Genomic DNA, 17218 nt, shown 5'->3' on the forward strand with positions numbered 1-17218 from the left:
GGCAACAAGGTTTGTCCATTGTGGGACACGGGCGCATCCTCGTCCACAGGGATCGGACACCTGACGAGGGAGTGGACGACATGGACGACGTGGTGGTGGTCGGCGGTGGCGCGGCGGGGTTGAACGCGGCGCTGGTGCTGGGGCGGGCGCGGCGGAGCGTCGTGGTGGTGGACTCCGGCGAGCCGCGCAACGCGCCGGCGGAGGGCGTGCACGGGTTCCTGTCGCGGGACGGTGTGCCGCCGGGTGAGCTGCTGGGCGTGGGCCGGGACGAGGTGGCCCGCTACGGGGGCCGGTTCGTGTCGGGGCGGGTGGCCCGGGTGGAGCGGGTCGAGCCGGCGCGGGAGGCGGACCCGGAGTTCCGGGTGGAGCTGGACGGCGGCGAGGTGCTGCGGTCGCGGCGGGTCGTGGTGGCGACGGGGTTGCGCGACGAGCTGCCGGACGTGCCGGGGCTGCGGGAGGGCTGGGGCCGGTACGTGCTGCACTGCCCGTACTGCCACGGGTTCGAGGTGGCGGACGGGCCGCTGGGTGTGCTGGGGACGCACGAGCGGTCGCCGCACCAGGCGTTGCTGGTGCGGGAGTGGTCGTCGGACCTGGTGTACTTCGCGGTCCGGCCGTTGGCGGACGGCGAGCGGGAGGCGTTGGCCGCGCGGGGCGTGCGGGTGGTGGACGGTCCGGTGTCGGCGGTGTCGGCGGACGGGGTGGAGACGGCGGCGGAGGGGTTGGTGGCGCGGCGGGCGGTGTTCGTGGCGCCGGAGTTCCGGCCGCGTGACGGGGTGCTGGACGCGTTGGGGTGCGAGCGGGACGACGCGGGGTTGGTGCGGGTGGACGCGTGGGGCGCGACGAGCGTGCCCGGTGTGTACGCGGCGGGGAACGTGGTGGACCCGATGGCGCAGGTGGTGTCGTCCGCGGCGGCGGGGGCGAAGGCGGCGGTGGGGTTGCACGCGGGGCTGGTGTTCGGCCTGAAGTGACCGGTCGGCCTGAAGTGACCGGTAGGCCTGAGGTGACCGGGGTGGCGGCTCGCCCGACGTGACGCCGTGACGTCGCCCGGCCGGGTCAGGTGAGGCTGAGTTGCCGGCCGCTGACGAGGTGTGGGCCGAGGTCGCCGGTGCGGTAGTGGGTGCGGCAGAGGACCTGGTAGCGGACCTCGGCGGTGTCGGGGGTGGCGCCGGGGTGGGGCGCGGTGTCGGCGACGAGGACGGTGTCTCCGGCGCGGACGACGTCGCCGTCGTGGACGCGGGCGTTGAAGCGGCCGGGTCGGCCGCACCAGCAGAGGACCTCGACCTGGATGGCGTTGAGCTCGTCGGCGAGTTCGACGAGGCGCTGGGAGCCGGGGAAGAGGGTGCTGCGGAAGTCGGTGGCCAGGCCGAAGCAGTAGACCTCGAGGTGGGCGTCGTCGGCGAGTTCGGCGAGTTGGTCGACCTGGTCGGGGGAGAGGAACTGGGCTTCGTCGACGATGAGGTAGTCGACGCGGGCGCCGCGGGCCCAGTGGTCGCGGACGAGGGCGCAGAGGTCCATGTCCTCGTCGACTTCGAGGGCGTTGCGGGCGAGGCCCATGCGGCTGGAGATGGTGGGGGTGCCGGAGCGGTCGTGGCGGACGAGGAGGAGTCCGCGGCGGCCCTGGCGGGCCTGGTTGTGGTCGATCTGCAGGGCGAGGGTGGACTTGCCGCAGTCCATGGGGCCGAAGAAGAACCGGAGCCTGCCGGTGGGCGCGAGTCCGCGGCCGGCGCCGAAGGCGGGCACGGCGGACAGCGCGTCGGTCGGGTCCGAGTCGGGGGTGGGGGTGATCGGGTCCACGGCGGGCCACCCTAGTGCGCGGTGTCGGGGGTGATCTCCCCGGTGTGGCGGGGTGGGTGGTCGACGTCCGGCTATCGCGAATCTGTTTCACATCCGAATGGCGCTCCCGCCGGCGACGCGGACGTGGGACACAGTGAACCGCTCGGTTCCGGTTCGGTGTCGTCGGTGGAAGGACCGCTGATGAAACGCCTGGTGGCCGCCCTCGCGGCGGCGTCCTTCCTCCTGTCCTCCGGCGCGGCGACGGCCCAACCCGGCACCGCCCGAGCCGGCACCGCCCAACCCACGCCGCCCAGCCCGGCACGGCTGCCGTGCGTGACGTGGTCGTGGTCGGCAAGTCCGCCGCGGGCACGGTGACGTTCCTGGACGGCCGCACGTTCGCCAACCTCGTGCGGGGGTACGCGCACCACCCGGTGGGCGCGTTGCCGTACTGGTCGTTGAGCAGCGCGGACGGGCGGCACTGCCTGGTGACGTTGTCGAACCTGGACGCGGTGTCGGTGGTGGAGTACGCGACGGCGCGCGAGGTGGCGCGGTGCCGGTGGGGGACTTCCCGCAGCGGGAGCGGCTGGGTCGGCTGGCGGAGGACGCGGTGGCGACGCTGGGCCGCCCGCGGTCGGGGTGACGGCGCCGGTCCGGCCCTCGTGGTGGACGCGGGGGCCGGACCGGCGGGTCAGCGGACGGCGATCGCGTCGACCTCGAACAGCATGCCGGGCAGGGCGAGGGTGGCGACGCCGAGCAGGGTCTGCACGGGTGGCCGGTCGCCCCAGATGCGGGTGACGCGGTCGCGGAGGACGGCGAGGCGGTCGGCGTCGTGGTCGACGACGTAGGTGCCGAGGCGGGCGACGTGGCGGTAGTCGAGGCCGGCGGCGCGCAGGGCGGTGCCGAGGTTGGCGTAGGCCTGGTCGACCTGGGCGGCGAAGTCGTCGGAGACGAGGTGGCCGGTGGCGTCGGCGCCGTACTGGCCGGCGATGAGGACGAGGTCGCCGGTGGTGGTGGCGACGTGGCTGTAGCCGTAGCCGGTGGGGTCGTTGAGCCCGTCGGGGTTGGTGAGGGTGTGCGGCACGGTCGGTGTCCTTCCGGGTGTGTGCGTCCTGCTTCGGGCTTCGGGTGTCAGGTGAGGCGGGCGCGGGTGCGGTCCGGGGCGTCGGGGTCGGCGCGGCGGACGTCGGCGTCGAGGTCGGCGAGGGTGCGGGCGGCGAGTTCACGTCGCCAGGCCAGTTCGGCGCGGTGCATGGCGGTGTCGATCGCGCACCGGGTGGTGTGCGGGCCGTCGGGGCGGATCTCGGTGCAGCGGAAGGCGGGGTCGGGGCCGTCGACGGCGGTGACGACGTCCATGACGGTGACGGCGTGCGGCGGCCGGTCGAGGAGGTAGCCGCCGCCGGGGCCGGGGACGGAGCGCACGATGCCGGCGCGGCCGAGGGCCTGGAGCTGCTTGGTGAGGTAGGCCGGGGGGAGGCCGTGGTGGGCGGCGAGGCGGGCCGCGGCCACGGGGGTGTCGCCGGCCCAGGCGAGGTCGAGGCAGCAGTGCAGGGCCCATTCGACGCCCTCGGCCATCTTCATGATCACCACCCTAGCGCAATCCTGGATATCCAGTGTCCAGAACTATTGCCGATATATACCGCGTCGCGATATAACCTGCGGTGTGAAAGTGATGTCGGAGCAGGCGTTCCTGGTGCTCACCGCGTTGGCGGAGGAGCCCTTGCACGGGTACGCGATCGTGCGCGCGGTCGAGGAGCTGTCGGAGGGCCGGACGCGGTTGCGGGTGGGCACCCTCTACGGGGTGCTCGACCGGCTGGTCGCCGAAGGCCTGGCCGAGCGGGACCGCGAGGAGGTCCACCAGGGCCGGCTGCGGCGCTACTACCGGTTGACCGACGCCGGGGTGCGGGCGTTGTCGGCGGAGGTGGCGCGGCTGTCGGCGAACGTGCGCGCCGCGTCGTCGGTGCTGAAGGCGAGGGAGGCGCGGTGAGCGGGGACTCGGCGGGTGCGGGCACGGCCGGTGGTGACGCGGTGGACGGTGACCTCGTGGACGGCGGGGCGGTGGACGGCGGGGCGGGGTCGAACCTGGAACGCCGCTACCGGGCGCTGCTGGGTGTCCTGCCCGCGTGGTACCGGCGGGAGCGCGAGGAGGAGATGGTCGGGATCTTCCTGGCCGGGCGCGGTGACGACCTCGACCTCGAGCACGGCTGGCCGGGGTGGGGCGAGGCGTGGGCGACGTGGGCGCTGGCCGTGCGGGTGCGGTTCGCCGCGGACCGCCGGGCCGGTGACGTCATGCGGCTGATCGCGCTGGCCGGGCTGCTCGGGCACGTCGTGGTGGTCGCGCAGGGCTGGACCGCGGCGGCCCGGTGGGGCGGCGAGGCCGGGCCCGAGGGCCTGCTCGTCGACGCGGCCGCGCTGCTGGCGTTCGGGGCGCTGGTCGCCGGTCGGCGCGTCGTCGCGCGGGTCGCGGTCGGCGTGCTGGGCGCGCTCGGGGTGGCGGGGCTGCTGGTGTCCGTGGCGGGCGGGTTCCCGTCGTGGTGGCTGCTGCTGTGGCAGGGGCCGCTGCTGGTGACGGTGGCGGCGGTGCTGTCGGGGTTCCACCGGGAGGCGCCGCCCGCGCCGCGCCGCTGGTGGGCGATGGCGCTGGTCGGCGTCGCCGCCGGGGTGGTGACGGCGCTGCTCGTGCCGCTGTCCGCGGCGACGATGCTCGGCGCGTGGGCCGTCACGGCCGTCGTGGTGGCCGCGTTCCGCCCGTGGACGGCCCCCGTGCCGGAGCCCGCGAGCCGCTGACCCCGGGCCGGTTACCCCTGACCGGTGACCCTGGGCGCCGGCCAGGGGTCACACCTTGGCCGGCACCGGGTTCCCGGACGCGGCGATGGCCTTGCGGACCGGCACGAAGATCATCAGCACGAACCCGACCACGAAGAACACCACCAGCGAGATGATCGCCAGCCGGAACGAGCCCGTGGCCTGGCCGACCCCGGCGAACACCATCGGGCCGAGCCACGACGTCGACCGCTCGCCCACCTCGTACAGCGAGAAGTACTGCGCCTCCCGGCCGGGCGGGATCATCTGGCTGAACAGCGACCGCGACAACGCGTTCGTGCCGCCCAGCACCAGGCCGATGCCCGCGGCGAGCGCGTAGAACTGGGTCTGCTGCCCGGCCTGCACGAAGAACGCCGCGCCGATCACCACGATCCACACGCACAGGCTCACCATGATCGTGCGCTTCGCGCCCCACGACTTCGCCATCCGGCCGTGCAGCATGCCGCCGAAGAACGCGACGAACTGCACGATCAGGATCGTGGTGATCAGCACCGTCTCGTCGAGCTTCAGCTCGTCGCGGCCGTACTGCGCCGACACGTTCGCGACCGTCGCGATGCCGTCGGTGTAGATCAGGTAGGTGCCCAGGAACGCCAGCGTCAGCGGGAACAGCCGCGCCTGCCGCACCGTCTGCCGCAGCTCGGCGAACCCGGCCGTCACGACCGACGCGCCCGACTCGGCGCCGTGCGGCGGCTGGTGCCGCTTCAGCCGGGCCAGCGGGATCAGCGTGAACCCCGCCCACCACAGGCCCGACAGCACGAACCCGACCCGCACCGCCGCGCCCTCGCCCAACCCGATCGCGTCGTGGCCGATGAACAGCGCCAACTGCACCGCCAACGCCAGGCCGCCGCCCAGGTAGCCGAACGCCCAGCCGCGCGACGACACCGCGTCCCGCTCGTCCGGCTCGGCGATCTCCGGCAGGAACGCGTAGTACACGACGACCGACGCGCCGTAGCAGATGTTGCCGAGGATGAACAGGCCGACGCCCAGGTGCCAGTTGTCGCCGCTGACGGTGGCCAGCGCGATCGTCGCGGCCGAGCCGGTGAACGCCAGCCCGCCCAGCATTCGCCGCTTGTTCTGGGTGCGGTCCGCGATCGCGCCCATCACGGGCAGCACCACGACCTGCACGACCGTCGCGATCGACAGCAGGTAGCCCCACAGCGACCCGGCCGGGAAGTAGGCGCCGAACAGGGAGATGTCGCACTGCCGCAACGAGCTCTCGGCGCACGCGTCCGGGCCGTTGCGGGCGGTGTCGGCGATCGCCGCTTCCTTCGCCACGGCGGTGAGGTAGCCGGACAGGAACACGGTGACCACCGAGGTGGGGAACACCGAGTTCGCCCAGTCGTACCAGGTCCACCCGCGCTGTTCCCGCTTGCGGTCCACGGCGGGTGCGGTGCTGTCGGCCACGCTCATGGGGGCGGACTGTATATCGCCCGCGATGCGTTGGCGGTGATCACCACCAACCTGTTGCCAACCGGTCCCCGGCACGCCACGCGACGGACCCCCGGGACGCCCGCACAGGCCCGCGGGGAGCTCAGCGGGGAGGTCGGCGGGGAGGTCAGCCGCCCGTCCACGCGCCGCGGTCGACCAGCACGTCCCGCAGCCGGTCCGGCCGGTCGGTGACCAGGCCGTCCACCCCGAGGTCCAGCAGCTCCCGCATCACGGCCTCGTCGTCGATCGTCCACACGTGCACCTCCAGGCCGCGGCGGTGGGCGGCCCGCAGGAACCGGCCGTCCACCACCCGCAGCCGGCCCTGCGTCAACGGCACCTGCGCCACCATGCCCCGCACCGGCAACCCCACCACCGGCACCCGCCCCGACGCCCACAGCGCGCCCGCCGACCGCGGCCCCATCGACGTCAGCAGCCCCGGCCCGCCCAGCCGCCGCAGCCGCGCCAGCCGCCGCTCCGAGAACGACGCCAGGCACACCCGGTGCAGCGCGTCCACCCGGCGCAGCACGTCCAGCACCGGCTCCACCGCCGCGTCCGACTTCACGTCGATGTTCACCAACGCGTCCGGCAGCTCCTCCAGCAGGTCCTCCAGCCGCGCGATCGGCTCCCGGCCGCCCACGTTCGCCCGCCGCACCGCCGACCACGGCTGCGCCGCCACCGGCCCCGTCGCGTCCGTCGTGCGGTCCAGCACGGTGTCGTGGTGCACCACCACGACACCGTCGGACGTGGCGTGCACGTCCGTCTCCAGGTACCGGAACCCCTCCGCGGCGGCACGGCGGAACGCGGCCAGCGCGTTCTCCATCCCGGCCAGGTCGTCGAGGTGCCAGCCCCGGTGGGCGAACGCGCGGGGGTGCGGTCCGGACAGGTACGGGTGGTTCGCGGTCACACCGGGAGTCTGCCTTGGCGGCGTGGCGCGGGGGTGACCGGTGGGTAGCCGGATACCGTCGGCCGCCATGGAGCTGGTGACCGAGCCCGTCGCGGCGCGCCGCGAGGAAGCCAGGCACTGCGCCTGGTGCGGGCGGCGACTACCCGACAGCGGCCGCATCGGACGGCCACGCCGGTACTGCGCCCAACCGTGCCGGCAGCGCGCCTACGAACGCCGCGCCGCCGTGCAGCGCGGCGGGCTGCCCGAGGACGCCGTGGTGCTGTCCGCCGCGGAGCTCGCCGACCTGCAGGACCGGCTGTTCCAGCTGCGGTGCGCCGCGGAGGACATCGCCACCGCCGCCGGGGACGGTGCGGACAAGGGCGAACTGCGCCGCCTCGCCGGGGAACTCGTCGACACCGCCCGGGGTCTGGAGCGGTTGCGCTGAACCGTGTCGGCTTGCCCGCTCCGCGTGATCTCCACCATCATGGCGCGCGGGTGGGCGAGGAGGGGCGCGTGAACGGCAACGGCGCGTTGCACCGCGAGGTGCTCGACCGGGCCGACGTCGGTTTCGGTGTGACGGACACGAACGGCACGCTGGCGTGGGTGAACCCGGCGCTGGCGGAGATCCTCGGCGTCCCCGCCGACCACGTGGTCGGGCGGTCGCTGCCCGCGTTGCTGCCCGGCGCGCCGGAGCGGCCCCGGTCCGGTCTCGCCCTGCTCACCCCCAGCGCGTACCGCAAGGGCCACCGGTGGCTGGAGGTCACCTGCCAGCCGTTCGGCTCCGGCGACTCGCTGCTGTACCGGGTCGCGGACGTCACCGCGTGGCGCGACCGCGAGCTGGAGGCCACCCACGAGGCCGACGCGTTGCGCCGCGCGCAGGTGCTGGGACGCATGGGCACGTGGGAGTGGCACATCGCCGAGGACCGCGTCGTCTGGTCGGACACCCTGCTGGAGATGTTCGGGTTCCCGCCGGACACCGACCTCGACTTCGACGGCTACGCCGCGCTCGTGCACCCCGACGACCTGTCGATGATCCAGGCCACGCTGGAGGAGGCGATGCGGTCGGGCGCCGGGTTCTCCTACACCCACCGCATGAAGCTCGCCGACCGCGTCACCGAGCGCTGGTTCGAGTGCTTCGGCGAGATCGTCGCCGACGAGGACGGCGCGCCGCTGCGCGTGCTGGGCACCGCGCACGACATCACGCAGGCCCGGCGCGTCCACGACGAGCTCCTCGCCCTCGCCGAGCAGGACCCGCTCACCGGGCTGGCGAACCGGCGCGCCGTCACCCGCGAGCTGGAACGGCAGCTCGCCACCGGCGGGCCGGGCGCGCTGCTGCTGCTGGACCTGGACAACTTCAAGGACGTCAACGACCTGCGCGGCCACAACGTCGGCGACCGGCTGATGAAGGCCCTCGCCGCGGCGCTGCGGTCACGGCTGGAACCCGGCCGGCTCATCGGCCGCCTCGGCGGTGACGAGTTCGCCGTCGTGCTGCCGGGCGCGTCGCTGCCCGACGCGGCGCGCACCGCCGAAGGGCTCCGCGACGCCGTCGCCGCCCTGCCGCTGGTCGGCCCCGCGAGCAGCATCACCGTCTCCACCGGCGTCGCCGAGTACGGGCCCGGCGACACGTGGGAGCTGGTCCTCGCCAACGCCGACCTCGCGCTGTACGCGTCCAAGGCGGCGGGGCGCAACCGCGTCACCGTCTACGAGCCCGGCCACTACGCCGACACCGCGAAGCGCGTGTCCGTGCTCGACCGGCTCCGCGCCGCCCTCGACGGCGGGGGCCTCGCCCTGCACGCCATGCCGATGGTGCAGCTGGCCACCGGCAGGGTCCTGGGGCACGAACTGCTGCTGCGGCTGGAAGACGGCCAGGAGCCGTACCTGGGGCCCGCCGAGTTCCTGCCCGAGGCCGAACGCTCCAACCTGGTCCTCGACATCGACCGGTGGGTGCTGTCGACGGCCATCGACGCGCTCGTCGGGCACCCCGACCCCGAGCTGCGGTTCAACGTCAACGTCTCCGGCCGCACGCTGGAGGACGAGGACTTCGGCGGGTTCGTCCTCGATCGGCTCGCCACCGCCGGCGTGGCGCCCGGCCGGCTCGGGCTGGAGATCACCGAGACCGCCGCCGTCACCAACCTCGACGCCGCCCGCTCCCTCGCCCTGCAGCTGCGCGGGTTCGGCTGTCGCATCACCCTGGACGACTTCGGCTCCGGGTTCGGCTCGTTCGTACACCTCAAGCACCTGCCCATCACCGGCATCAAGATCGACGGCGAGTTCGTCCGCGGCATCGACGAACGCTCCACCGACGCCGTCCTCGTCGCCGGCATCGTGCAGATCGCCCAGGGCCTCGGCCTGTCCGCCGTCGCCGAGTGGGTGGAGCGGCCCGCGCAGGTCGACGCGCTCATGCGCCTCGGCGTCCGCGTCGGCCAGGGATTCCACCTCGGCAGGCCCGTCCCGCTCGCGCACGTCCTGTCGGCCCAGCCGCAGCCGCCGAACGGAGCATTGTCGCCACACCTGACCGGTGCGGAGGATGGGGCGCGTTCCTGATCTCCGCCGCCCCGCCGCCCCGATGGGAAACCCACCGCCGTGCCCGGTACCCCCGACAGCCCCGCGCGCGGTGTCCGCCGCGTCGAGCTGAGCACCCCCAGCCCCGAACCGATCGCCAACTTCTACGCCCACCTGTTCGGGTGGGTGGTCATCGCCGAACCCGACGGCACGTTCACCGGCTGGGTCGGCGACCGCCTCGCCACCCGCGTCGGGCCCGGCGACCCCGGCTGGCGCGTCGTGTTCGCCGGCGCCGAACCCCGCGACCTCAAACCCGGCGCCGCCGTCGACCAGGGCCGCGTGCTGCACGGGCCGTGGGCGCCGCCGCCGCGTCCCGGCGAACCGTGCTGGGTCGAGCTGATGGGCCACCCCGGCGACGACGACTACTGGACCGGGGAACTCGGCTGGCACGTCCGCGACCCCGGCGCCGACTTCACCCTCTACGACGCCCACGCGGGCGACGACCACCGGCCCGTCGCCGGCCGCCTCACCGCCGACGGCGGCTGGACCTGCTACTTCGCCGTGCCCGACGTCGCGCGCGCCGTCGCCGACGCCACCGGGTTCGGCGGCACCGTCCTCATCGGACCGCGGGACGTGCCCACCGGCACCGTGGCCGCCATCGCCGACCCCGCCGGCAGCGTCTTCGCCGTCCTGGAGGACCCGCCCGGCTGGGGCGGCGCCTGGTCCGCCCGATGACCTGGTCCCTGCCCCGCCGCGCGGCGGGGCAGGGGACGTGGGGGAGAGGCGCTCAGCCCGCCAACTCCGGCGGGAACCCGCCCGTCGCGATCGGCCCCCACCGCTCGATCGTCACCCGGATCAGGACCTTCCCCTGGCGGCGCATCGCCTCGCGGTACTCGTCCCAGTCCGGGTGCTCGCCCGCGATCGACCGGTAGTACTCCACCAGCGGCTCCAGCGCCCCCGGCAGGTCCAGCACCTCCGCCCGGCCGTCCACCTGCACGTACGGGCCGTCCCAGTCGTCGGACAGCACGCACACCGTCACCCGGTCGTCCCGGCGCGCGTTGCGCGACTTCGCCCGCTGCGGATACGTCGACACCACGATCCGCCCCGCACCGTCCACGCCGCACGACACCGGCGACACCTGCGGCCGGCCGTCCGCGCGCGCGGTGACCAGCAGAGCGCGGTGGCGGGGCCGGAGGAAGGCGAGCAGCTCGTCGCGGGACACGGTGTCGGCGGTGGCGAATCGCGGCATGCGCCCACCCTAAAGACCCGGCCCCGCCCCCGCCGGCGGCCGCGACCCGTACCGGGCGTCGGCCAACCGGTCCACGTCGACCACGCGGCCCACGTCGACCGCCGGCACCGCGGGCAACGCCCGCAGCCGACGCCCGGCCCAGCGGGGTCAGGGTGGGGCGCGGTCAGGGTGGGGCGGGGTCAGGCGCGGGTGAGGATGTCGTCCACCACGGCGCTCTTGGCGTCGGCGTACTCCTGGATGTAGGTCCAGGTCCGCGACGCCAGCTCCCGCTTGGTCCGCTCGTACAGGTCGCGGTCGGCGTCGTCGGCGCGCAGCCGGTCCCGGAACGCGAGCATCCGCTCGATGTCGGGGCTGGTCGGCGGGTGGACGTGCAGGTTGATGTTCGTGTCCGGGCCCTTGAGCGCCCGGTGCTCGTGCCGGTCCGGCTCGCGGATCACCAGCCGGTACCCGGCGGCCTCCAGCGGCGCGACGTAGCTCTCCTCGTCGGCCGGGTCGGGCACCACGAGCAGCATGTCCACGATCGGTTTCGCCGCCAGCCCCGGCACCGACGTCGACCCCACGTGGTCCAGCCGCAGCACCAGGTCCCCCAGCAGGGACCGCACCCGCCGCGCCTCCCGCTCGAACAGCGCCGGCCACCGCGGGTCGTACTCGGCCAGGTGCACCGTCGAGTTCAGCACCGGCGCGCCGTCGACCCAGGCCGCGTTGATCTCCTCGTGCGTGCTCGCCTCACGTCGCATGATCATCCTTCCGATGGGCAGTCGGCCAGACTACGACGCCTTGCCGGAGAAGGAGAAACGGTTTTCGGTGGCCCCGCGCGGGGCCACCGAGAACCGTCGACGCGAGACCTACCGCAGGGCCAGGGCGCGGCGGCGGAACACCACCAGCGACGCGCCGAGCACCACCGCCGCCATCCCGGCCAGAACCCCGATCTCCGGCAGCACCGACCCCACCCCCGTGCCCGGGGTGGACAGCGCCAGCAACGCGTCCATCGCCCACGAGTGCGGGAACAGGTAGCCGATCGTGGTCAACGTCTCCCCGGCGACCTCCCGCGGCCACAGGCACCCGCCCAGCATGCCCAGCACGATCCCGATCGGCGGGCCGATCGCCGGCGCCTGCTGCGGCGAGCGCACCAACGCGCCCACCAGCATCGCCGCGCCGGTGGCGACCAGGCAGAACACCGTCACCACCGCCGCGACCGCCAGGGGGTCGCCCCAGCGGACGTCGAACAGCAACCGGCTCGCCACGATGATCAGCAGCGACTGCGACAACGCCACCAGGAACCGGCTCAACGCCTCGCCCGCCAGCACCCGGCCCGGCCCGACCGGCGTGGCCAGCGCCCGCCGCACCATGCCGATCCGGCGGCTCTCCACCAGCGCCGCCGCCACCGCCAGCGAGTTGATGAACGTGAACAGCAGCAGGTTCGCCGGCGCCGTGTAGGCGAACCCGGTCGGCGTGTCGGCGCCCTGCCCGGAACGGCGGATCGCGACCTCGCCCGACTCCGCCTGCGCGGCCGCCACGTACCGGTCCGCCAGCTCGGGGGTGGCGCCCGCGCCGAGCGCGGCCCGCGTCGCCTCCCGCACCGCCGACACCTTGCCGACCGCGACGTCGATCTCGCTGCGCGCCGCCAGGGCGCTGCCGCTGCCCTGCGGTGTCACCAGGTCCAGCGACGGGTCACCCGGCCGCACCACCAGACCGGCGGCCAGCGCGCCCCGCCGCACGCCGTCGCGCAGCTCGTCCTCGCTGTCGTGCCGCTGCACCTCCAGCTTCGGGTTGGCCGACAGCTCCCGCAGCACCGCCGCGGCGACGGGGTCGTCGTCCTCTGCGACCACGCCCACCGGCATCGCGCCCGTGCCCGACCCGCCGCCCAACGCCATGCCGACGAACAGGATCGTCAGGATCGGCATGACCACGATGAAGAACAACCCGACCCGGTCCTTGGCCTGGCGGCGCAGGTTCGCCGCCACCAGCGCGGTGATCGGCCGCGGCCTCATGCCGCTCATGCCAGCATTCCCTTCCGGATGCGGAACACCGCGAGCGCGCCCGCCACGACACCGATGCCCAGCACCACGGCGACGGGACCGGCGACGGCCGTCGCGCCCTCGCCGGTGCTCGCCAGCCGGGTCAACCCCGACGACACCCACCCGTTCGGGGTGAGCAGGGCGGCGTGCTGCAGGAACTCCGGCAGGTTGTACAGCGGCACCAGGCTGCCGCCCAGGAACGCGAACACGAACCCGATGCCCAGCGTGTAGCCGTCGGCCTGCGCGTCGGTCTTCGCGCCGCTGGCCACTAGCATCACCAGGGACGTCGCGGCGAACGTGTGCGCCAGGCACAGCGCGAACACCCCCAGCGGATCGCCCCAGGACTCGCCGAAGATCAGCAGCGACGACCACCAGGTCGCGCACATGCTCAGCAGCGCCAACCCGAACCCGACCAGGGCCTTGCCGATCGGCGCCGTCCACACCGGCACCGGCGCGGCCCGGATGCGGCCCAGCGTGCCCAGCTGCCGCTCGGTCAGCAGGCTGCGGGCGGAGGAGCCCGCGACGAAGAACGCGAACAGCACCGCCATGCCCGAGCCGTAGTACACGGCCAGGTCCACCGCGCCGCCGCTGAGCGGGTCGCCCGCCAGCGCCAGCGTCGGACCGCGCGCGCCGTTCTCCTCCACGTACGCCTTCACCTGCTCCGGCGGCATGCCCGCCGACAGCACGGCCTTCGCCGCGAGGGTGCGGGCGTCGACGAGCGCGGAGATCCGGTCCACCATGCTGCGGGCGATGGTGCCCGCCAGCGGCGTGTCCGGCGACTCCAGCACCCGCATCTCGCCGCCGTTCCCGGCGCCGACGCTGTCGGTGAACCCGGCGGGGAACACCAGCGCCGCCCCGGCCTCGCCGGTGTCGATCGCGGCCTGGGCGGCGTTCTCGTCGCCGTAGTCGCGGAAGGTCAGGATGTCCTTGAGCTCCGGCACGGCCAGCGCCTCGCGCCGCACGCTGGCGGGGAACTCGCCGCCGTCGTGGTCGACGATGCCGATGGTGGTGCGCAGCGGCGGGTCGTCGCCGCCCAGCGCCACCCCGAACAGGGTGGCCAGGGCGATCGGCGCCACCAGCGTGATCAGCACCGCGGTGCCGTCCCGCAACCGGCTGCGCAGTTCGTGCAGGCTCACCACGAAAAGGGCTCTCACGTCCGCGTCCGCCCTCTAGTCCCGCAGCGACTTGCCGGTCAGGTGCAGGAACGCGGCCTCCAGGTCCGGTTCCACCACCTCCACGCCCGTCACCGCGGCGATGCCCGCCAGCGCGCCGATCAACGCGGGCAGCAGGTGCCGGCCGCCCGCGGCCAGCAGCCGCACCGACTGCGAACCGGTGACGATCGCCTCGCTCACCCCGTCCACGCCGCGCAGCTCCTCCGCGGCACGGGTGACGTCGCCGTCGAGGACCAGCTCGATCCGGTCGGCGCTGCCCAGCCCGGCGACCAGCTCCTCCTTGGTGCCCTCCGCGACGAGCGAGCCGTGGTCGATGATCCCGACCCGGGTGCAGACCCGCTCGACCTCCTCCATGTAGTGGGAGGTGTAGAGCAGGCTCATCCCGCCGGCGACCAGCGCCTCCACCCCGTCGAGGATCGCGACGCGGCTCTGCGGGTCCACGCCCACCGTCGGCTCGTCCAGGATCAGCAGCGACGGCTCGTGCAGCAGCGCCACCGCGATGTTGCAGCGGCGCTTCATGCCGCCGGAGTAGGTCTCCACCCGGTCCTTCGCGCGGTCGCGCAGCCCCACCATCTCCAGCACCTCGTCGATGCGCCCCGCCAGGGCGCGCCGCGGGATGCCGTGCAGGCGGCCGAAGAACCTCAGGTTCTCCAACGCCGTCAGCTCCGGGTACAGCGCGATCTCCTGCGGCACGTAGCCGATGCGGGACTTGGCGACGGCCGGGTCGTCGGACAGGTCCGCGTCACCCACCCGCACCGAGCCCTCGTCCGGGCGCAGCAGCCCGACCAGCATGGAGATCGTGGTGGTCTTGCCCGCCCCGTTCGGCCCCAGCAGCCCGTAGGCCTCGCCGGCGTCGATGTGGAAACCCACACCGTCGACGGCGGTCTTGTCTCCGTAGCGCTTGCGCAGCCCGGCGCACTGCAACGCGGGAGGCGCGGTGGAGGTGCGGGGTAAGGAAGCCATCGGCGTCGAGGTCACTGGGTCCCTTCCGCGGCGCGCCCCGACACGGAATCCGGCTCGGACACGCCCACGACGTTGTTGGCCAGCCGCTGGCGTGTCACGTCGACGCTGATGCGCACGTCGAGCGGGCTGTTGCCGGTGATCGTATTCCACTCCAGGGAATTGTCCACGGCGTCCGATCCGCCCCATTCGGCCGAGGAGTCGATCACCACGGCGGCGGGCATGAGGGAGAACCCGCCGGGCTGGTTGCCGTGCACCCGGTTGTTCACCAGCGACACCCGCTCGGTGCCGATCAGCGCGATGCCCACCCCGGAGATCGGCGGACCCGCCGCGCCCAGCGCCTCGGGGTCGTCGCCGCCCGCGGCGAGCGTGTTGTCGTGCACGTCGTTGTCGGCGACCAGGCAGTCCCGCACCCCGCCCTCGGGCTCACCGGGGTAGACCTGGTTGAGCAGCAGCATCCCGGCCGCGTTGCCGTGGCAGCGGTTGCGCAGCACCCGCGCGAAGCTGGAGTTGTCGACGAACACGCCGAACGCGTTGCCGACGCACTCGTTGTCGGCGACCACGGCGTCGGCGCGCGAGCAGAACGCCAACGCGATCCCGGCGTACCGGCTGCCCTCGCCGCGGCAGCGCGACACCTCGATGTCGGACGACTCCCGCACGTACAGGCCCCAGATCGTGTTGTCGACCGCCTCGACATCGTGCAGTCGCAGGCCGTTGACGGTGTGGGCGTACACGCCGGCGCCGGAGAACCCGCGCACGGTCAGGCCCTCCACCGCCACCTCGCCGATGCCGCCCGCGGTGTCGGTGTCGGCGCCGTGCACGACGATGCCGCTGACGACGTCCGGCGGGGCGTCGTGCAGCGGCGGCACGGCGGACGGCGCGACCGGCCCCGGCACCAGCACCGTGCGGCCCGCGCCCGCGCCCCTCAGCGTCACGCCGGGGTGGGCGATGACGACGTTGCCGCTGTGGACGCCCTCGGCCAGCTGCACGGTCGCGCCGGGGCCGCCGCGGTCCAGCGCCTCCTGGACCGACTGGCCCGGCTCCACCCGGATCACGGTGTCCGCGGTGTGCGGCGCGGTCTGGTCCAGCGTCTGGTTCACGGCCATCGTTGCTCCTCGTCGGTGGTAGCGGTCAGGATCGCGAGCGCGACGACCCGGTCGCCGGCCCACCCCCAGCGGGCCTCGCCGACCACGGCCGCCGCGGGCCGTCCCGGCGCCAACCGGGTCAGCGCGGCGGCGTGGCTCGCGCCGTGCACGCTGTAGGCGCTGGTGTTGCCCAACGCGATGCCGGTGGTCTTCTCCACCTCCGGGGCCGCGCCCGCCAGCAGCGGACCGGCCCACTCCCGCGCGGCGTGGGGCACGTCGCCGCGGGCCCGGAAGTCGTGCCAGCTGAACCCCGGCGGCCGCCCGCCGACGGCCTTGATGAAGCACTCCTTCACCGCGACGCTCGCCGCGGCGGCCAGCTCCGCGTCGGGGTGCAGCCCGTGCTCCTGCGGCGTGGTGACGTGCCGCAGGTAGGCCGGGCCGCTGTAGGCGATGGCGCGGGTGACGCGGCCGATGTCGACGATGTCCACGCCGAACAGCACCGGCCGCCCGCCCGTGACCTCGCCGAAGAGCGTGTCGATCACACCGGCGCCCCGACCACCCGGTCCAGGAAGCCCAGCAACCGGTCGGAGTACTCCTCGGGGGCCTCGATCATCGGGATGTGCCCGCAGTCCTCGACCGCGACGAACTCGGTGTCCGGGCGGCCCGGCACCACCTGCTCCCACGGGTCGATCGGCGTCATCCGGTCGTGGCGGCCCCACACGTACAGCGACGGGCAGGTGATCCGCTCCAGCGCGGGCTCCACCCGGTAGGTGCGGGTGGCGCGGATGCTGCGGGCCATCGACAGCATCGCCGGGCCCTGCCGCAGCAGGTCCGCGGTCTCGGTGAGCTGCTCGCGGGTGAACAGCGCCGGCCCGTGGAACAGCGCCTTCATCATGGTGTCCTCGAACTCCGGCCCGGACGGCTGCACGCTGGCGCGGCGGTCCACGTTGAGGCCCACGTTCGGGTCCGGGGTCAGACCGGGCGCGCCGGACACCGCGATGCCCTTGACCCGGCCGGGGAAGCGGCCCGCCAGGTCGATCGCGACCAGCCCGCCCAGCGAGTTCGCGCACACCACGACCTCGTCGACGCCGGCCTCGTCGCACGCGGCCAGCAGCTCGTCGCCCAGCCGCTCGATGGACCCGGCGATGCGGCTGTCCACCGCGCAGATCGGCTCGACGGTGCGCAGCACCGGCCACCCGGCGGCGGTCAGCCGACGCACCGGGTCGTCCCAGATCCAGCCGCCGGCGAACAACGCGGACATGAACACGACCGCGGGCCGCGACTCCTCGCCCGTGATGTGCTCGAAGGTGAAGGCAGTCATGGGAACA

20 protein-coding genes are annotated in these 17218 nt (G+C 74.2%); 7 read left to right on the plus strand and 13 right to left on the minus strand.

Features of this window, described 5'->3' with window-relative positions; translation table 11 throughout:
- Window positions 1-80: 80 nt before the first annotated feature.
- Window positions 81-968 carry an NAD(P)/FAD-dependent oxidoreductase gene (locus tag ACRAKH_RS16925; protein WP_380729198.1) on the plus strand — a complete coding sequence of 296 codons (888 nt, stop codon included), beginning with the start codon at window positions 81-83 and terminating at the stop codon, window positions 966-968.
- Between the two features lie 85 nt (window positions 969-1053).
- Here ACRAKH_RS16925 and ACRAKH_RS16930 read toward each other — a convergent pair whose 3' ends face one another.
- Window positions 1054-1785: a thymidine kinase gene (locus ACRAKH_RS16930; RefSeq protein ID WP_380729207.1), complete on the minus strand. Its 732-nt coding sequence runs from the start codon at window positions 1783-1785 to the stop codon at window positions 1054-1056.
- A 189-nt stretch (window positions 1786-1974) separates the two neighbouring features.
- Here ACRAKH_RS16930 and ACRAKH_RS16935 point away from each other — a divergent pair, with 189 nt between their 5' ends.
- Window positions 1975-2148, plus strand: a complete 174-nt coding sequence (locus tag ACRAKH_RS16935; protein WP_380729196.1) for a hypothetical protein — start codon at window positions 1975-1977, stop codon at window positions 2146-2148.
- A 313-nt stretch (window positions 2149-2461) separates the two neighbouring features.
- On the opposite strand, the gene ACRAKH_RS16940 is transcribed toward ACRAKH_RS16935, so the two are convergent.
- Window positions 2462-2854 carry a RidA family protein gene (locus ACRAKH_RS16940; RefSeq protein ID WP_380729194.1) on the minus strand — a complete coding sequence of 131 codons (393 nt, stop codon included), beginning with the start codon at window positions 2852-2854 and terminating at the stop codon, window positions 2462-2464.
- Between the two features lie 47 nt (window positions 2855-2901).
- Window positions 2902-3351 carry an RrF2 family transcriptional regulator gene (locus ACRAKH_RS16945; RefSeq protein WP_380729192.1) on the minus strand — a complete coding sequence of 150 codons (450 nt, stop codon included), beginning with the start codon at window positions 3349-3351 and terminating at the stop codon, window positions 2902-2904.
- 91 nt (window positions 3352-3442) lie between these two features.
- Between ACRAKH_RS16945 and ACRAKH_RS16950 the strand changes: the two genes are divergently transcribed.
- Both ACRAKH_RS16950 and ACRAKH_RS16955 read left to right on the plus strand, forming a co-directional pair.
- Entirely contained in the window at window positions 3443-3757 is a 315-nt protein-coding gene (locus ACRAKH_RS16950; RefSeq protein ID WP_380729205.1) for a PadR family transcriptional regulator, read from the plus strand.
- Window positions 3754-4557 carry a hypothetical protein gene (locus ACRAKH_RS16955; RefSeq protein WP_447009938.1) on the plus strand — a complete coding sequence of 268 codons (804 nt, stop codon included), beginning with the start codon at window positions 3754-3756 and terminating at the stop codon, window positions 4555-4557. The genes ACRAKH_RS16950 and ACRAKH_RS16955 overlap by 4 nt, the downstream gene beginning before the upstream one ends.
- A 48-nt stretch (window positions 4558-4605) precedes the next feature.
- On the opposite strand, the gene ACRAKH_RS16960 is transcribed toward ACRAKH_RS16955, so the two are convergent.
- Window positions 4606-6003, minus strand: a complete 1398-nt coding sequence (locus ACRAKH_RS16960) for an MFS transporter (protein WP_380724577.1) — start codon at window positions 6001-6003, stop codon at window positions 4606-4608.
- Window positions 6004-6148: 145 nt separating this feature from the next.
- Window positions 6149-6925, minus strand: a complete 777-nt coding sequence (locus ACRAKH_RS16965) for a glycerophosphodiester phosphodiesterase family protein (RefSeq protein ID WP_380724576.1) — start codon at window positions 6923-6925, stop codon at window positions 6149-6151.
- Window positions 6926-6992: 67 nt separating this feature from the next.
- Between ACRAKH_RS16965 and ACRAKH_RS16970 the strand changes: the two genes are divergently transcribed.
- From ACRAKH_RS16970 to ACRAKH_RS16980, 3 genes are all read left to right on the plus strand, one after another.
- Window positions 6993-7349 carry a hypothetical protein gene (locus tag ACRAKH_RS16970; protein ID WP_380724575.1) on the plus strand — a complete coding sequence of 119 codons (357 nt, stop codon included), beginning with the start codon at window positions 6993-6995 and terminating at the stop codon, window positions 7347-7349.
- A gap of 68 nt (window positions 7350-7417) precedes the next feature.
- On the plus strand, window positions 7418-9448 hold the full coding sequence (locus ACRAKH_RS16975) for a putative bifunctional diguanylate cyclase/phosphodiesterase (RefSeq protein WP_380724574.1): 2031 nt from the start codon (window positions 7418-7420) through the stop codon (window positions 9446-9448).
- 39 nt (window positions 9449-9487) lie between these two features.
- Entirely contained in the window at window positions 9488-10141 is a 654-nt protein-coding gene (locus ACRAKH_RS16980) for a VOC family protein (RefSeq protein WP_380724573.1), read from the plus strand.
- 52 nt (window positions 10142-10193) lie between these two features.
- Here the strand turns inward: ACRAKH_RS16980 and ACRAKH_RS16985 are convergent, their stop codons facing one another.
- From ACRAKH_RS16985 to ACRAKH_RS17020, 8 genes are all read right to left on the minus strand, one after another.
- Window positions 10194-10655, minus strand: a complete 462-nt coding sequence (locus ACRAKH_RS16985; protein ID WP_380724572.1) for a PPOX class F420-dependent oxidoreductase — start codon at window positions 10653-10655, stop codon at window positions 10194-10196.
- 179 nt (window positions 10656-10834) lie between these two features.
- Complete coding sequence (locus tag ACRAKH_RS16990; protein ID WP_380724571.1) at window positions 10835-11392, minus strand: GrpB family protein; 558 nt, start codon at window positions 11390-11392, stop codon at window positions 10835-10837.
- Between the two features lie 108 nt (window positions 11393-11500).
- Window positions 11501-12655 (minus strand): ABC transporter permease, encoded by a 1155-nt coding sequence (locus ACRAKH_RS16995; RefSeq protein ID WP_380724570.1) that lies wholly within the window; start codon window positions 12653-12655, stop codon window positions 11501-11503.
- Entirely contained in the window at window positions 12652-13827 is a 1176-nt protein-coding gene (locus ACRAKH_RS17000; protein ID WP_380724569.1) for an ABC transporter permease, read from the minus strand. The genes ACRAKH_RS16995 and ACRAKH_RS17000 overlap by 4 nt, the downstream gene beginning before the upstream one ends.
- Before the next feature lie 15 nt (window positions 13828-13842).
- Window positions 13843-14808, minus strand: coding sequence for an ABC transporter ATP-binding protein (locus ACRAKH_RS17005; protein WP_380724568.1), 966 nt, complete (start codon window positions 14806-14808; stop codon window positions 13843-13845).
- An 11-nt stretch (window positions 14809-14819) separates the two neighbouring features.
- Window positions 14820-15911: a right-handed parallel beta-helix repeat-containing protein gene (locus ACRAKH_RS17010; RefSeq protein ID WP_380724567.1), complete on the minus strand. Its 1092-nt coding sequence runs from the start codon at window positions 15909-15911 to the stop codon at window positions 14820-14822.
- Entirely contained in the window at window positions 15902-16432 is a 531-nt protein-coding gene (locus ACRAKH_RS17015; RefSeq protein ID WP_447009939.1) for a phosphopantetheinyl transferase, read from the minus strand. The genes ACRAKH_RS17010 and ACRAKH_RS17015 overlap by 10 nt, the downstream gene beginning before the upstream one ends.
- Window positions 16429-17211 (minus strand): alpha/beta fold hydrolase, encoded by a 783-nt coding sequence (locus ACRAKH_RS17020; protein ID WP_380724565.1) that lies wholly within the window; start codon window positions 17209-17211, stop codon window positions 16429-16431. Before ACRAKH_RS17020 ends, ACRAKH_RS17015 begins: the two co-directional genes overlap by 4 nt.
- Window positions 17212-17218 lie beyond the last annotated feature (7 nt).

The sequence above is a fragment of the Saccharothrix hoggarensis genome, from assembly GCF_052936025.1.

What these genes read in the sequence shown, in the direction of transcription:
- ACRAKH_RS16925 (WP_380729198.1), top strand. Translation starts at nt 81, where the DNA reads ATGGACGACGTGGTGGTGGTCGGCGGTGGCGCGGCGGGGTTGAACGCG.
- ACRAKH_RS16935 (WP_380729196.1), top strand. Translation starts at nt 1,975, where the DNA reads ATGAAACGCCTGGTGGCCGCCCTCGCGGCGGCGTCCTTCCTCCTGTCC.
- ACRAKH_RS16945 (WP_380729192.1), bottom strand. Translation starts at nt 3,351, where the DNA reads ATGAAGATGGCCGAGGGCGTCGAATGGGCCCTGCACTGCTGCCTCGAC.
- ACRAKH_RS16950 (WP_380729205.1), top strand. Translation starts at nt 3,443, where the DNA reads ATGTCGGAGCAGGCGTTCCTGGTGCTCACCGCGTTGGCGGAGGAGCCC.
- ACRAKH_RS16960 (WP_380724577.1), bottom strand. Translation starts at nt 6,003, where the DNA reads ATGAGCGTGGCCGACAGCACCGCACCCGCCGTGGACCGCAAGCGGGAA.
- ACRAKH_RS16970 (WP_380724575.1), top strand. Translation starts at nt 6,993, where the DNA reads ATGGAGCTGGTGACCGAGCCCGTCGCGGCGCGCCGCGAGGAAGCCAGG.
- ACRAKH_RS16985 (WP_380724572.1), bottom strand. Translation starts at nt 10,655, where the DNA reads ATGCCGCGATTCGCCACCGCCGACACCGTGTCCCGCGACGAGCTGCTC.
- ACRAKH_RS16990 (WP_380724571.1), bottom strand. Translation starts at nt 11,392, where the DNA reads ATGCGACGTGAGGCGAGCACGCACGAGGAGATCAACGCGGCCTGGGTC.
- ACRAKH_RS16995 (WP_380724570.1), bottom strand. Translation starts at nt 12,655, where the DNA reads ATGAGCGGCATGAGGCCGCGGCCGATCACCGCGCTGGTGGCGGCGAAC.
- ACRAKH_RS17005 (WP_380724568.1), bottom strand. Translation starts at nt 14,808, where the DNA reads ATGGCTTCCTTACCCCGCACCTCCACCGCGCCTCCCGCGTTGCAGTGC.
- ACRAKH_RS17010 (WP_380724567.1), bottom strand. Translation starts at nt 15,911, where the DNA reads ATGGCCGTGAACCAGACGCTGGACCAGACCGCGCCGCACACCGCGGAC.
- ACRAKH_RS17020 (WP_380724565.1), bottom strand. Translation starts at nt 17,211, where the DNA reads ATGACTGCCTTCACCTTCGAGCACATCACGGGCGAGGAGTCGCGGCCC.